This window comes from Flavobacterium chungangense LMG 26729 (genome assembly GCF_000735715.2).
GTDB classification, from domain to species: domain Bacteria; phylum Bacteroidota; class Bacteroidia; order Flavobacteriales; family Flavobacteriaceae; genus Flavobacterium; species Flavobacterium chungangense.
The window spans coordinates 56,867-72,333 of record NZ_JASY01000018.1 but is presented as its reverse complement, the minus strand read 5'-3'; the positions used below and the strand labels follow the sequence as shown (position 1 = coordinate 72,333).

Below are 15,467 nucleotides of genomic sequence, written 5' to 3'. Positions count from 1 at the left end.
ACGGTAGAGATTATAAGAACCCCGACAGAAGTTACAATAAGAACTTACGTAGGAGGAGATGCCTACGGAGCACCTCTGTATATAGAAAAAACAAAAACGGTGGCTACAGGTGCCATTACAGACAAAAAATATTACCTTCACAGGGATTATCTGGGGAGCATTATCGCTATTTCAGACAACACAGGTACAGCGGTAGAAAGGCGCCAGTTTGATGCGTGGGGGAATCTGGCCAAATTGCAGAAAAATGGTGTGGCAATCACCCTGCCAACAAACGGTACAGGAGCATCCCTGATGATGCTCGACCGTGGTTATACCAGCCACGAACATCTGGCAGAGGTTGGCCTCATACACATGAACGGTCGTTTGTACGATCCTGTTTTACGTTCTTTTTTAATGCCGGATAATTTTATACAGCAGCCTGAAAATACCCAAAATTACAACAGGTATTCGTATGTGTTGAACAATCCTTTGATGTACACGGATCCTAGTGGGGAATATTTTACTTTTGTAGGTGCTGTTGTATTAGGTGCGATAATAGCAGCTACATCATATACCTTAACAGCTGCGCTTGCAGATGTTCCCTTTACAGTAGGTGGTTTAACAAAATCTGTGTTTATTGGTGCAGCAAGTGCTGCAGTGACATATGGTATTGGTAGTGCTGCAGGTAGTTTGTTTACTAATTTCTATTCGCAGGCGGCGTTTCAGGCAGCAGCACATGGAACGTTTCAGGGTAGTATGACGGCTATTTCGGGAGGGAAGTTTTGGAGTGGTTTTGCAGCTGGGGCATTGAGCAGTATTGCGTCTAGTGCATGGAGTGGAGGAGATACAATTACTGATAATGGGAATTATACAATGTCAATGACAAAGCATGCAGGTTTAGGTGCTGGAACAGGCGATTTAGGTATGATAGCATTTGGTACCGTTTCAGGTGGTGCTGGAGCAGCTTTAACAGGAGGTAATTTCTGGCAAGGAGCAGTTACTGGGCTTGTAGTTAGTGGACTGAATCATGCAATGCATATGATGAGTAAGCCTAAAACAACGGTTGCAGGTATTTATGGTGCTGGAGGTGAAGGAGCAAGCGGTAATCCGGATTTAAAAGCATTGGTTGAAGCACAAGGAGGAAAAATGTTTACCAGTTCAGTTGGCGGTGGTGACGATGAAATCATAGCTTATTTAAAGGAAGGATTTGAAAAAGGCAATCAATTAAAGCTGTATGGTCATAGTCGTGGTGGAGCAGCTGCAGTAAGAATTGCGAACAAACTTGGAGCAATGAATATACATATTTCTGAAGTGACTCTTTATGACCCAGTAGGAATGTATTTTGGAGGTAGTTTTAATTTTGATTATCCTAACGTGTCGAAAGTAACTAATTACTATCAAAGAAATCCGACAGATAACGTACATTTTGCTTATAGATTAGAATTTGCTGATAATCCGTTTCAGGGTAGTTCTGTAAGTGGGAGTTTTCAATGGCCTGTAATTAATAATGTTAATTTAACGGGACAGTATTATAGGAGTGGAGTACTAATTAATCACATAAATATAACAGATTATGCAATCAAACATCCTTAAAAGAAAAATAGTATTATATATTCTGATGATGTTTTTTTTAATTTTAAGTTGTAATAAAAAAAATAATTTAGAAAATCAAATTACTATAAAAATAAATTCAATTGATAGTGAAACCAGAAAGTCCAGAGTTAATATTTTTGATACTATCGAAGTTAGTGTACAGGAGAATGGTTATTTAATGAAGAGTTTTAATAAAGTTGGAGAATATGTAACAGATTCTTCAGGGTCGATTAAAATTAAAATTGATTCGACCAAAGGATATAAATTTATGCTTCATGGCCACAATATTTATGGTTCAGCTAACTTTTCTGAAGCATTCACCAAAGAAAAATTAAAGAACGGTCAAGAAGTTAATATAGAGGTTATATCTCTGGAGAATAGGTAGTATTTCAGATTAGTTGTTCTGTAGAGTATCAATGAAATACTTGATAATTAATTGTAAGCTATTTCTTAAATAGAAAGTTGCGCAAAGTTTAATAGACTTTGCGGATTTTTAAAAGTTCTTGAAAGCCGTAAAATAGGATAAAAGTCTCTCGACTTTTTCCGTGAATGTCTTGATAATTGTATCCGTTTGAATGGTTATCGGTGAGTATGCAACTGCCAAAAAACGTTTTAGCGGTATATAGGAACGGGTACGAAGTCGGGAGACTTCGCACAGCAGGAGTAAAACAAATATTTAGTGTATGGCATCCATAAAAACAAAAATTATTTTATTCTTTTTTACGATTTGTACTTTCGCTCAAACAAATAAAAAACAAGATTTGTTTGATACAATAGTTTTTCGTTATGATAGAAGTTTTTATAATAAAATTGCTGAAGATAGTGTTAAAGTATTATATAATAAGCAGATTATTAAATATAACGAAGCGGATATTTTTCCTTATGTTAAAGAAACAGCAATATCACTAAATTACAAGTTAGAAGATTTGTATTATTATTCAATACCAATATTTAGATTATTTGAAGATGCCTCTGAAGAGTTTAATTGTGAAAGTAACATAGAGAATTATATTGCATTTGAAGAGTATAATAAATTTCAATTAACTTTAATAAGGTTTAAAAATGAAATATTATGTGAAATTCCTATTCCAAATCCTATATTTGAAAGACAAAGAATTAGGAATCCTGGACTCGGAAATACAGTAGATTCATATACATATAATCGAGAATATATTCAAAAATTTAGTGCTTATCCAGAAAATTATACAAGCTATTATAATAAAATTATTTACAATAAGGATAATAATTTCTTTTTTGAAATATCTGGATTATATCAGGTGCTTTTTGAAATAGAAACTAAAACAGGTTTGCTCTATGCTAATTATTATGGAGATACATTTGATGTAGGGTTAAATAATAGAATGTTAGCCAATGAGTTTATTAGAAAACATATTGGAATAACAAAAATTAAAATTTTAGCAAGCGGTAATTATGATGAAATAGACAAAGAAAATTTAAATCTTCCAATTCCTTGTTTAGCATACCATTCTAATAATAAAAAAGTATTTTTAAGGGTTAAGCGATAAATATCCCCGCTCCTCAAAGTCTCATGACTTTGCGGATTTTTAAAAGTTCTTGAAAGCCATAAGATATAATAAAAGTCTCCCGACTTTTTCCGTGAATGTTTTGATAATTGTATCCGTTTGAATGGTTATCGGTGAGTATGCAACTGCCAAAAAACGTTTTAGCGGTATATAGGAACGGGTACGAAGTCGGGAGACTTCGCACAGCAGGTAATTCCGCAAATAGAAAATAAAATAAATTTGCAGAAAAATAACTTTAAAGGTTGAAAATTATGATGAATTTAGATGATAAAGTGATAACTTTTATTTTAGGTATAATATTAATGACTGTGGGTGGTCTTTTATATTATAGTGAGAAAATAAAATCAAATGAAAGAATAAATATATTTTTAGGATATAAATTTTTTAAGCATTATGGGAGAATTCTAGTTTTTTTTGGTAGTTTTTTAATCATTATTGCCATTCACTCTTTTATTTATCGATAGATTGTATTCACAAGTTGGAGGAGATGTAAAAGATTTTTATGATCATTTTGTTTTGAAAAAACCTGATTGCAGATATGTAGTCTCTATAAAGTATATAAAAGTAAAACCTCGCAATTTGCGAGGTTTTACTTTTATATCAAACTTATTTTAGTATACTTTATAAAATGGTTAACTGTTGTAAGTAGACACCAAGCACTTGACTAATATGAACAACGTTAGTAAAGAATACTTCGAAAAACAAGGGGTTATTTACTGATTAGCTTTTCAAGTCTCGCCATCATTTCATCCTTCTCTTTCAGCATACGCTCATACAACACAATTTTTTCTTCGTGTAGTTGAATCAATTTGTCGATAGGATTAACATTAAATGACGCACTATGACCTGTATTTAAGAAAGCTCCGTTATCAAAAGTATTAGAAATAATATTTACCGCCTGCTCCTCATCAAAATTCTGAAAAGCCTCAACAGGAATTTTCAATACAGCAGAGATTTGTTTAAGCAGTTTGTCTTCAATAACATCTTTCTGTTCCAGCATAGAAATTTTTTTCTGATTCCAGTCTTCACCCAGATTATAAGCCAATGCTTCCTGCTTTATGTTAAGCATTTCTCTGAAGCGTTTAATGTTTCTTCCCTGATGAATTTTCTGTTCCATAATGAGTGTTAGTTTTCTGAAGGCTCAAAGATAAAGCCATCTGCATTAAAAAGTCTGAATTTCAAAGATAAAAAAATATCCGTAAAATATCCCTTTGTCAGATAGTATATCCAGTTTATCCTTTGAAAGAGTGGAGCTTCGCTAGTGAATTTAAAATCTTCCCATTATGAAAAAGAATAAGATATACTTTGAAACTAATTTTTGGGCAGCGTATGAGGCAGAAATCCAGATCGCCCAGATATGCACAACGATAGTGCGTAAATTTTTTCCGTGCCGGCAAAGAGAATGGACCAAGAATATAAATTAAGGTTTTTTGTGTTTTTTAATAAAATGAAGTTCTTAGTCCCTACTAATTTTAGAAGCTCAAATAAAGTGGTCAACAGGTGTAAGTAGGCAAACCCACTAATCCTTCGTTCAATGTCATTAAGTTAAGAGATTTTAGATTGCTTCGCCAGTTCGCCTTTTAGGCTCGTGTGAGGAGTAACGATTTTTGATTTCAGATTTGATGCCGCTAAATGTTTGACTGTCGATTTTGCGAGGTTTTTTATATCAGCAATCATTTTATCTTTTAATTCTTAACTAAATGACATTGGTCCTCCGTCTTTAACTGATAACTATCTAAAATTCGGGATTACTAACAATTGAAAAAATAAAATAATCTTATAAGCTGATTTTAAGTAGTCGAAGCCATTATTGTACGTTGTAATCCTCGTAAAATTTTATTCTATCGCCCATCAAAAACATTTTTTTCTTAGCAAAATGAATAGAAAACTGACTGTACATCCATTCGTCGCTGTCTTCCGTTCTGTACCAGAATGTATACGAAGCACTGTTGTAGCCTTCTTTAAGTATAGCAGTACCTTCCCAATTGCATTCTATGCCCCAGTTTATTTTTTTCTTGGTCATATCATCATATTGTATCACTCCCGTTCCGTCATCATTTAAAACGGTGCTTGGCTCTTTTTTGTCTGGAGGCAGGAATGTACCAGTAATATGATAAGGAAGGGTATTGGTAATATAATGTTCTTTGGATTTATATACGATTTGATCAATCTGAACTTGTGAATGTGATTTTACAGTAACAAAAAATAAGATAAAAAGGAATGCTTTTAGGATTTTCATTTTACGCAGGTTTTAGGTTTTGAAACTTTTTTTAAATGAGGTATTTCTTTGGCTAATATACTTTAATTTTTGCAAGAAAATAACCATTCATTTTTGAATTTAACTTAAAAGTTAAACTCAAAAAAAAATAATTATTTGAAAATAGATAATTCTTTTAAAAAAAAACCTCAGCAATACATATTGCTGAGGCTGTCTCTATAATGAAAACTAAATTTAGTTTTTTTCAATCCATTTTCTGGCATTCACAAAGGCTTCATGCCAAGGTGAAACCTCGTCATTTCTGTCTTTTGCATAATACGCCCAGTTCCATTGGAAAGTCGAACGTTCAATGTGAGGCATCATAACCAAATGTCTTCCGGTTTTGTCACATAGCATTGCTGTGTTATAATCAGAACCGTTAGGGTTTGCAGGATATCCTTCGTAAGCATATTTAGAAACAATGTTATATTGGTCTTCTGCGTAAGGCAATTTAAATTTACCTTCTCCGTGAGAAACCCAAACTCCTAAAGTGCTTCCTGCCAAAGTAGATAACATCACCGAATTATTTTCCTGAACCGTTACAGAAGTAAAGATGCTTTCGTGTTTCTGGCTTTCGTTATGGTGCATTTTTCCGTGAACTTCATGCTCCGGATTAATCACTTCTAATTCCATAAACAACTGACATCCGTTACAGATTCCCACAGATAAAGTATCTTCTCTTTTAAAGAAATTATCTAAAGCTGTTTTTGCTTTTTCGTTGTATAAGAAAGCTCCGGCCCAGCCTTTAGCAGAACCTAAAACGTCAGAGTTCGAGAATCCTCCAACAGCACCAATAAACTGAATATCTTCAAGCGTTTCACGGCCCGAAATTAAATCCGTCATGTGAACGTCTTTTACGTCAAATCCTGCCAGGTACATTGCATTTGCCATTTCACGCTCAGAATTACTTCCTTTTTCACGAATAATAGCTGCTTTTGGTCTTGGTTTAGAATTGTCGATTACAGGTGCTTTTCCTGTAAAGTGTGCAGGGAAAGTATAATTTAAAACCTGATTTTTATAGTTTTCAAAACGTGCCTGAGCTCTTCCGTTTTTAGATTGTTTTTGATCTAATAAATAAGAAGTTTCGAACCAAATGTCACGGTAAGCGTGTATGTCTAAAATCCATCCCGAAGAGTCTGGACCAATTTCTAAAATCGCAGCTTCTTGAACTGAACCGATTTTGAAGAACTCAATATTGTTAGCGTTCAATTTAGTTTCAACAGCTGAATCCGATTTCGCCTGGAACACAATTCCGATATTTTCTGCGAAAAGGATTTTCAATAAATCTTTTTCCGCGAAAGCGCTAAAATCAATTTTAGCTCCAAGATTTACATCAGCAAAACACAATTCTAATAAAGTAGTGATTAAACCACCGCTTCCGATATCATGACCCGCTAAGATTTGGCTTTCGCCGATTAATTCCTGAATTGTATTAAAGGCATTTTTGAAGAAAGAAGCGTCTTTAATGGTAGAAGTTTCGTTTCCGATTGTATTTCTGATTTGTGCAAAAGACGAACCTCCTAATTTAAAATCATCCTGAGACAAATTGATATAATAAATAGAATCTCCGTTTTTCTGTAAAACCGGTTCAACTACTTTTCTAATATCGGTACAGTTTCCTCCAGCCGAAATAATAACCGTTCCCGGCGCAATTACTTCGTCATTTGGATATTTTTGTTTCATTGAAAGTGAATCTTTTCCTGTTGGAATATTGATTCCCAATTCGATTGCAAATTCTGAACAGCCTTCAACAGCAGCGTACAAACGAGCGTCTTCACCTTCGTTTTTACAAGCCCACATCCAGTTTGCAGATAATGAAATTCCTTTTAAACCATCTTTAATTGGCGCCCAAACAATGTTTGATAACGATTCTGCGATAGCATTTCTACTTCCCGCAACCGGATCAATCAAAGCAGCGATAGGAGCGTGCCCAATAGAAGTTGCAATTCCTTCTTTTCCTAAATAATCAAGAGCCATAACTCCAACATTATTCAAAGGCAATTGTAACGGTCCAGCATTTTGTTGTTTAGCAACTTTTCCTCCAACACAACGATCCACTTTGTTAGTCAACCAGTCTTTTGAAGCAACCGCTTCTAAACGTAAAACGTCTTTTAAATAACTTTCGAAGTCATTTGCTAAATAAGAAACATCAGCATATTTTCTATCGATAGTTTTATCTGTCATAACCGTTTTTGGAGAACTTCCAAAGAAATCTTCTAAAGCATAATCCATCGGTTTTGAACCATTTGATTTTGACTGAAAAGTAAAACGGTGATCTCCCGTTACATCTCCAACCTGATACATTGGCGAACGCTCTCTGTCGGCAATTCTTTGCAAAGTATCAATATCTTTTTGACCAATAACCAATCCCATTCTTTCCTGAGATTCGTTTCCGATAATTTCTTTTGCAGAAAGTGTAGGATCTCCAACCGGTAATTTATCTAAATCGATTAAACCTCCCGTTTCTTCCACCAATTCAGAAAGACAATTTAAGTGTCCTCCAGCACCGTGATCGTGAATCGAAACAATTGGATTATTGTCGCTTTCTACTAATCCGCGGATTGCATTTGCAGCACGTTTTTGCATTTCAGGGTTTGAACGCTGAATCGCATTTAATTCGATTCCTGAACCGAAAGCTCCAGTATCTGCAGAAGAAACCGCAGCGCCACCCATTCCGATTCTATAATTTTCTCCTCCCAGAATGACGATTTTATCGCCTTCTTGTGGTTTATGCTTAATTGCCTGATTTAATTTTCCGTAACCAATTCCGCCCGCCTGCATGATTACTTTATCGTAACCAATTTTACGGTCGTTTTCTCCATGTTCGAAAGTTAAAACTGAACCTGTAATAAGCGGTTGCCCGAATTTATTTCCAAAATCAGAAGCTCCGTTTGAAGCTTTGATCAAAATATCCATTGGGGTTTGGTACAACCATTTTCTTTCTTCAAGAGCGTTTTCCCATTTTCTGTCATCGTTTAAACGAGAGTAAGAAGTCATATAAACCGCAGTTCCTGCTAATGGCAAAGAACCTTGACCTCCGGCTAAACGGTCACGAATTTCTCCTCCGGAACCTGTTGCAGCTCCGTTGAAAGGCTCAACTGTTGTTGGAAAATTGTGTGTTTCGGCTTTTAAAGATAAAACAGAATCAAATTCTTTTATTTCGTAATAATCAGGTTTGTCAGCTGTTTTTGGTGCAAATTGCTGCACTTTTGGTCCTTTTACAAAAGCAACGTTGTCTTTGTAAGCAGACACAATATCGTTAGGATTTTCCTGTGATGTTTTTTTGATTAATTTGAAAAGAGAAGTTTCTTTTTCTTCACCGTCAATTACAAAAGTTCCGTTGAAAATTTTGTGACGGCAGTGTTCTGAATTCGCTTGTGAGAAAGCAAAAATCTCAGAGTCAGTTAATTTTCTTCCTAATTTAGTTGCAAGATTATTTAAATATTCAACTTCTTCTTCGCTTAAAGCTAAACCTTCTACTTTATTGTAAGTTGCAATATCATCAATTTCCAGAATTGGTTCTGGCTGAATGTTGATAGTGAAGATTTCCTGATCTAATTCATTGAATTTTTGAAAAAGCATTGGGTCAAAATCAGTAAAATCTTCCGTTGCAGGATGAAATTCTTCGATTCTGATTATGCCCGGAACACCCATATTTTGAGTAATTTCTACAGCATTTGTACTCCAGGGAGTGATCATAGTTGCGCGTGGACCAACAAAAAATCCTGTCAATGCAGATTTTTCTATCTTACTTGCGTCGGCAAAAAGCCAGTTTAATTTTGAAATGTCTTGAGCTGAAATTTCGTTTTGCGTTTGTACGACAAAAACAGTTTTGCTTTGGTTTTCAAAGAAATGGATCATTTGTGTAGTTTGTTGTTTTGAGGTGCAAATTTAGTCAATTCAACTCAAAAAAAAAAGCGACAATTTTGCCGCTTTTTAATTCTGTATCACGTGATTTTTATTAATTGATTATTAATTTTTTAGCCAGTGTTTTTGAGTCTTTAGTTATTTTAATAATATAGGTGCCTTTTGAAAAACTTTGAACTTCAACTGTTTTCGTGTTAGTATTTTGTCTTTCAAAAACCTTTTGACCTACTAAAGAATAAATGGCTATTGAAAAAGATTCATCACTACTATCTTTAAAGTTAATTGTGAATTGGTGTGTTACCGGATTTGGATAAATTGAAAATTCAGCGGAATTAAATTCTTCATTTGACAATGTTACCGCATGACTTCCAAGTCCGGAACAAGTGTCTTTAGTATAGACATCCCATTCTCCACTTTTGTTGAAAATAGTATTTGGTCCTGTTACAGTCGGTTTTCTTCTTAATGTTTCATCTATCGCAAAGTTTGGAGATCCTCCGTTAAAAGTTCCGATAATGTCAATCAGGACATTATTTTTAAATAATCCTATTGGGTCATTACCATTGTATTGAAGATCAGTGCTGTTGCTTGATAGGTTAGCATCAGCTATATTATAACAGCTTGTCGCTGCTAGATTATAAGCAATTACATAAGAAGCACCATCATTAATTGTTCCGGTTAGGGCTAATCCGGATCCCCATGCTCCGGCACCATTTGATTGTTTTTTAATTGAATAATCTGATAAATTTATTGCAGAGCCGGTGAAATTCGATATTTCTAATATTTTGTTATTGCTGCTGCCTTCTATATATTCTGAAAAGAAAATTTCAGAGCCTGTATTTCCTCCTCCGGTTGAGGCTGCTGTAACTCCGTTCACAGTTGAACTTGGAACTGATGTGTTATTAGAAGCATCTCTGGCAACTACATAAAAATTATAAGAGGTAGAAGGGGTAAGTCCCGTAATTGTCGCACTCAGTCCGGTTTCGTTTTGTTTAAAAACCGAATTAACATATACAGCATATCCAGTAACAGCTACGTTATCTGTCGCAGCCGACCATGTTAAATTAATTGAATTAGAAGTGCTGGATGCTACAGCTAAATTAGTCGGTGCAGTTGGAACAGTTGTATCATCTGCTTCTGTAGTCCAGACAGCAGCAACATATTCGGGATGATCAATATAAGGATTACGATTGTTCTGACGTGCATAGATAGCATTATTACGCGCTATTTCGCGTGCGCTTACCGGATCCTGATTGTGCCAGGCAAGAAGCTGACTTAAAAATGCAGGAGTAAAAACTTTGTTCGAACTACCATTAAACATAGGATATGAATAACCTGCAACAGTATTTTCGTAACGTGTTGCAAAATAAAAATACATTCTGGCAATGTCACCTTTAAATTCATCTATTGGTTCAAAAACGAGTCCCGAATAACCTGCAGTTGTACTTGCTCCTAATTTGCTTCCGTTTAAACTTGTTTCAGTTGGTGTTGCTACAACCGAATGCGGATAATTAGATCGCACTCCATTTACTTTTCCATCAGTTGGAGTTATAAAATGAGCATCTGAAACCATCGGTGCTTTTTCGTCAAATACAGATTGCGGAATAATGTGTTCTCTGTTGTAGCAGTCTCCTTCATTTGTATATCCGGCTGATCCGCATCTTTGTGTGGCACCTGCACTGTAAGTATAAGGATCATTTCCGTTAGGATTTTCAGAATACATATCTAGTATTGATCCGTCATTTTCATAAAAATTATCAATATCAGATGTCTGATAAGTAACATATAAGCCTGAATAACCGTTATCTGTGTGGTCTTTAATGATATTGTACAATTGAGTTTTTAGGGTGTAACCTGTTCCTGTAGCTGTAGAATAATAATTGGCTGGTGCCTGGGCTGAACAAAAAACAGCATAAAGCGTAAAGAACAGAATGTAAAATTTCTTCATAAAATATTGGTTTGTTTACTGTAATAAAAATGGATACTATAGATTCAAAATTAGTTTACCAAATCTATATATAAGTTATGAAAACTTTAATAAAAATATTTTTTGTTATATTTTTTTAAAAGTAAGGTCTAATTATTTGATTATGATCTTTTTATTAATGGTTTTTGATTCTTTCGTAATTTTTATAATATAAGTCCCTTTCGAAAGATGATCTACTGAAATTACAGCATCTGTTAAGTCTGATTTTTCAAATACTTTTAAACCCGTGATAGAAAGAATCTCTACTGAATAGGAAGCAGCAGAATTATCTAAAACAATGTTGAAATTTCCGTTAGAAGGGTTTGGGTAAATTATAATGTTATCTGAATCTGAAACAATTTCTTCTTCTTCAATTGCAGTTGGCTGTGCTTTCTTACTGGCTAAGTTATTACAGGTATCTGATGAAAATGAATCCCATTGTGAATTCAAATTAAAAGTAGTGCTTGGAGAAGTTACAGTCGATTTTCTTCTTAAAGTTACATCTATAGCAAAATTAGCTGTTCCTCCGCTAAAAGTTCCGATGATGTCAATTAAAGTACCATTTTTGAACAAACCAACGGCATCATTTCCGTTGAAAGTCAATTCAGTAGCTGTTGTTGAAATATTAGCTGAACTTGTAGAAAAACAACTTGAAGAAATAGAACTGTTTACAATTACAAATTTGCTTCCGGTTGCTAAAGTTCCGCTTAAAGCTAAGCCGGTACTCCAGGAACCTGCACCATTCGTTTGTTTTTTGATAGTATAAGCAGATAAGCTAACGGAACTTCCTGTGTTGTTGGCAATTTCCAAAGCTTTATTATTTCCGGAACCTTCAATATATTCAGAGAAAAGCAAATCTGTTGCTGTTCCGCTAGTGCCGCTGCTGTTTGTTGTAACGGCAATCGTACTGCTTGACGCAGAAGTATTTCCGGCTGCATCTTTTGCTTTTACATAAATAGAATAAGCAGTTGAAGCTGTTAAACCAGTAATTGTAGCTGTTGTTCCAGTAACTGTGGTTTTTAAAACGCTGTTTGCATAAACGTCATAACCTGTAACGGCAACATTATCAGTAGAAGCTGTCCACGAAAGTGTAATTGAAGTCGCTGTTTTTGTAGTTGAAGCCAAACTTGTTGGAGCAGTTGGTGCCTGAGTATCTCCGGAAGGAGCAGTTCCTCCCCAAATTTGGTTTACATATTCCGGATGGTCGATAAATGGGTTTCTGTTGTTCTGACGTGCATAAATAGCGTTGTTTCTTGCAATTTCTCTCGCGCTCACAGGATCCTGCGAGTGCCAGGCTAAAAGAACATTTAAAAAAGCAGTTGTAAATACTTTATTGCTTGAACCGTCAAACATTGGAAAGGAATAACCTGCGACTGTGTTTTCATATCGTGTCGCAAAATAAAAATACATTCGGGCAATATCGCCTTTAAAAGCGTTTACGGGTTCAAAAACAGTTCCTGAATAACCGGATACAGAACTTGATCCAAGTTTGCTTCCGTTTTGAGAAGTGTAAGTAGCTGAATTTACAGTTCCGTGTGGATAATTAGAACGAATCCCGTTTACTTTTCCGTCAGTTGGCGTAATAAAATGAGCATCGGCAACCATTGGTGATGCTTCATTAAAAACCGATTGCGGAATAATATGCTCTCTGTTGTAACAATCACCTTCAACAGAATAACTGCCGCATCGTTGTGTTGTTCCGGTAGTGTAATTGTAAGGGTCTGTACCTGATGGATTTTCAGAATACATGTCTAAAATTGTTCCGTCGTTTTCGTAAAAATTATCGACGTCAGAAGTTAAATAAGTCGTATAAAGTCCGGCATAACCATTATTGGTATGACCTTTAATAATGTTGTACAATTGGGTTTTTAAAGTATAGCCGGTTCCCGTTGCAGTGTTGTAATAGCCTGAAGGGATTTGAGCAAAACCGAATGTAACGCATAGTAATAATGAAAAGGAGTAGAGTTTTTTCATAAAAAAAAGTTTAGGGTTAATTTGGGTAATGATTAAAATTAATTTTTTAACATATTGATTGTTAAAGTTTTAATTTGCCAAATTTACTGTTTTTATGAATACACAGTGTTAAGTGATGTTTAATTTTAGATATATTTTCTTACGAAGCTTTTTTTAGCTGTAAAAAATGAAGGTGTGAGGTTTACTTTTTTGCTGAAATCTTTTTTATGGCTTTCTGGTATTCTTTTTCAAAATTCTTTCCGTGATCATCAACTATTGTGATGCCATAATCGTAAATGCGGTTCTTTTTTATTTTGTAAAAGGAAACCCAATCTTGACCAGATGTAGCATAACTTTCTACAATATTATATTTTACATTGTATGTCGGGTTTTTGATTTCTTCAAAACCAATGATTTTTATAAAATCGCTTGTTTTAGAATTGTAGAGATACAAATTATAGGTCCAATTGCTTCTTACATCAGAAATATTCTGAATCAAAATATCTTTTATTCCGTCATAATTGAAATCTTGGAATTCGATTTTTTGAGCACTGCTAAAAATCGAATCTTTTACTAAAACAGAAGATTTATTATTTATCTTTTGGCTGATAATTAAAATTGAGTTTTTTTCATCGTTGTAGCCATCTGTTTCGGTGTCAAAATTCTTTAGTTTTATTGTAATTCCTTTGTTTTTATAAATAGAATCACATTTAATTGTTTTTGTATTCTGAGCAAATGCATTAATAAAAAATACATTGAAAATGATTAGTGCAAAAGTTAATTTCATAAATCTCAAACTACTTCGGAAAATCTTTATTTTGATAAGCACCTAAATCCGGCGGTGAAGTTCTTGTGTTTCCAATAATATCCAACGGAATGCTATATGCCTGATTCCCTTTCGCGAAAGCGGCAGAAGTTTTGTCAATATTAAGTTTATTGAGGTTGACATTAAAAAACTTCGGGTTTTCGTTTAAAATAATAGCGTTATAATGTGCTGTATCTGTACTGAATTGATAATCGGGATTTGAAGTACTGCCGAATTTCAGTAAACAATTATTTAACTGATAAACGAAAGCAGCAGCAGTATTTTTGTCTAAATTGAATTCGTTGGTATTTGAACCATAAATAATACAATTATTAAAAGTAGCCTGAGTCAGCGGATTCGTTTCCGGTGTTGCTCCTGTCAGTTTGTTGCTTAAATTGACAGCGAATTGTTGTCCACCAGACCAAGTGTTGTTAAATGTACAGTGAGTAAATTTATAATCGCCTCCGTAAACGCAGGATAAAGCTGCTAAACCGGCATAATTAATAACGATATTCTCTCCGTTAATTTTAGCATTTTGAGCCAGAATTCCGTAATTGGAACAATCGTAAATCTGTGTGTTTTTAATCTGAAAAGTGCTGGCATCCTGATTTCGTATATCCAGACCAATTTTGGCATTCTTTAAAGTAAGATGATTGATAACATGATTTGTACTTTCATTAGCGAAAATAATCGAATTCCATTGCCCGGGAATATCAGAATATTCAGGCTCTAAACGATCTCCTTCAAAAATAACTTCGTTTTCTAAATTTTTAGTTGTTGAGATATCTCCATTAATTTGAAGTGAAGATTTATTGCTTATGAAAAGTCCTGAATTATCATGAAAATGCACTCTCGCTCCGGCTTCAAAAGTTACGGTTTTATTTTCGGGAACTCCTGCGTATCCGTAAATTACATAAGGTTTGTCATTCGTGAAAAGTAGCTCATTTCCGTTTGTTTCGTCATTTTCGTCAAGATAAAATCCATCAACATCTTTGCCGTCAATTTGAATTTTTTCTTTGCTTCCGTCAGGATTTTGTTTTGGATATAAAAATACGGCATCCTGAATCAGAGTTACCAAAGCTACTTTTTGAAGATTTGAGCCACTGTCAAACTGGATTTCATCAGTATATAAAAAGTCAGTCGGATTAGCATCGGTAATGTCTGCAGTCGTTTCAACAAAAATATATAAGCTGTCTTTTGCCAATAGAGTGATGTTGTTGAATATTTTACCATTGTTTCCGTTCATTCCGTCAACAGTCATTCTGTATTTTGAACTTAATCCGTTTTTAAGTTGAATTACTGGAATATTGATGTCTTCTTTACTTCGATTGTATACTTTTAGGTTATAAGTGCTTGAACCTATGTTTTTAAAAACAGTATCTAAATAAACGGTGTCTTTTGAGAATTTTAAGTCTCCTGTGCTGGCAACGGTGTCAAAATCGGTTCGGCATGAACTCGCTGCTAAAAGTATTCCGAAAATGAAGAGAACAAAATAATGACGCATTT

General features: G+C 34.6%; 11 protein-coding genes. 4 read left to right on the top strand and 7 right to left on the bottom strand.

What is annotated here, in order from left to right; all coding sequences use genetic code 11:
• From JE46_RS20695 to JE46_RS20680, 4 genes are all read left to right on the top strand, one after another.
• A partial coding sequence (locus JE46_RS20695; RefSeq protein WP_317041412.1) for an RHS repeat domain-containing protein occupies positions 1–1,572 on the top strand: 1,572 nt, incomplete at its 5' end.
• A complete protein-coding gene (locus tag JE46_RS20690) occupies positions 1,553–1,957 on the top strand; it encodes a hypothetical protein (RefSeq protein ID WP_031457195.1) in 405 nt (134 codons plus the stop codon). The genes JE46_RS20695 and JE46_RS20690, both read left to right, overlap by 20 nt.
• A 298-nt stretch (positions 1,958–2,255) precedes the next feature.
• Positions 2,256–3,098, top strand: a complete 843-nt coding sequence (locus tag JE46_RS20685) for a hypothetical protein (RefSeq protein ID WP_031457194.1) — start codon at positions 2,256–2,258, stop codon at positions 3,096–3,098.
• Between the two features lie 269 nt (positions 3,099–3,367).
• On the top strand, positions 3,368–3,580 hold the full coding sequence (locus JE46_RS20680; RefSeq protein WP_031457193.1) for a hypothetical protein: 213 nt from the start codon (positions 3,368–3,370) through the stop codon (positions 3,578–3,580).
• Between the two features lie 245 nt (positions 3,581–3,825).
• Here the strand turns inward: JE46_RS20680 and JE46_RS20675 are convergent, their stop codons facing one another.
• The 7 genes from JE46_RS20675 to JE46_RS20645 all read right to left on the bottom strand — a co-directional run bounded on the left by JE46_RS20675 (position 3,826) and on the right by JE46_RS20645 (position 15,465).
• Positions 3,826–4,233 (bottom strand): helix-turn-helix domain-containing protein, encoded by a 408-nt coding sequence (locus tag JE46_RS20675; protein ID WP_031457192.1) that lies wholly within the window; start codon positions 4,231–4,233, stop codon positions 3,826–3,828.
• A 690-nt stretch (positions 4,234–4,923) separates the two neighbouring features.
• Positions 4,924–5,355, bottom strand: coding sequence for a hypothetical protein (locus tag JE46_RS20670; RefSeq protein WP_031457191.1), 432 nt, complete (start codon positions 5,353–5,355; stop codon positions 4,924–4,926).
• Between the two features lie 213 nt (positions 5,356–5,568).
• Positions 5,569–9,234, bottom strand: a complete 3,666-nt coding sequence (purL, locus tag JE46_RS20665) for a phosphoribosylformylglycinamidine synthase (protein WP_031457190.1) — start codon at positions 9,232–9,234, stop codon at positions 5,569–5,571.
• A 100-nt stretch (positions 9,235–9,334) separates the two neighbouring features.
• On the bottom strand, positions 9,335–11,185 hold the full coding sequence (locus JE46_RS20660) for an endonuclease (RefSeq protein ID WP_031457189.1): 1,851 nt from the start codon (positions 11,183–11,185) through the stop codon (positions 9,335–9,337).
• 132 nt (positions 11,186–11,317) lie between these two features.
• Positions 11,318–13,177 (bottom strand): endonuclease, encoded by a 1,860-nt coding sequence (locus tag JE46_RS20655; protein ID WP_031457188.1) that lies wholly within the window; start codon positions 13,175–13,177, stop codon positions 11,318–11,320.
• Between the two features lie 181 nt (positions 13,178–13,358).
• Positions 13,359–13,943, bottom strand: coding sequence for an XAC2610-related protein (locus tag JE46_RS20650; protein WP_031457187.1), 585 nt, complete (start codon positions 13,941–13,943; stop codon positions 13,359–13,361).
• A gap of 10 nt (positions 13,944–13,953) precedes the next feature.
• Positions 13,954–15,465 carry a hypothetical protein gene (locus JE46_RS20645; RefSeq protein WP_031457186.1) on the bottom strand — a complete coding sequence of 504 codons (1,512 nt, stop codon included), beginning with the start codon at positions 15,463–15,465 and terminating at the stop codon, positions 13,954–13,956.
• Positions 15,466–15,467 lie beyond the last annotated feature (2 nt).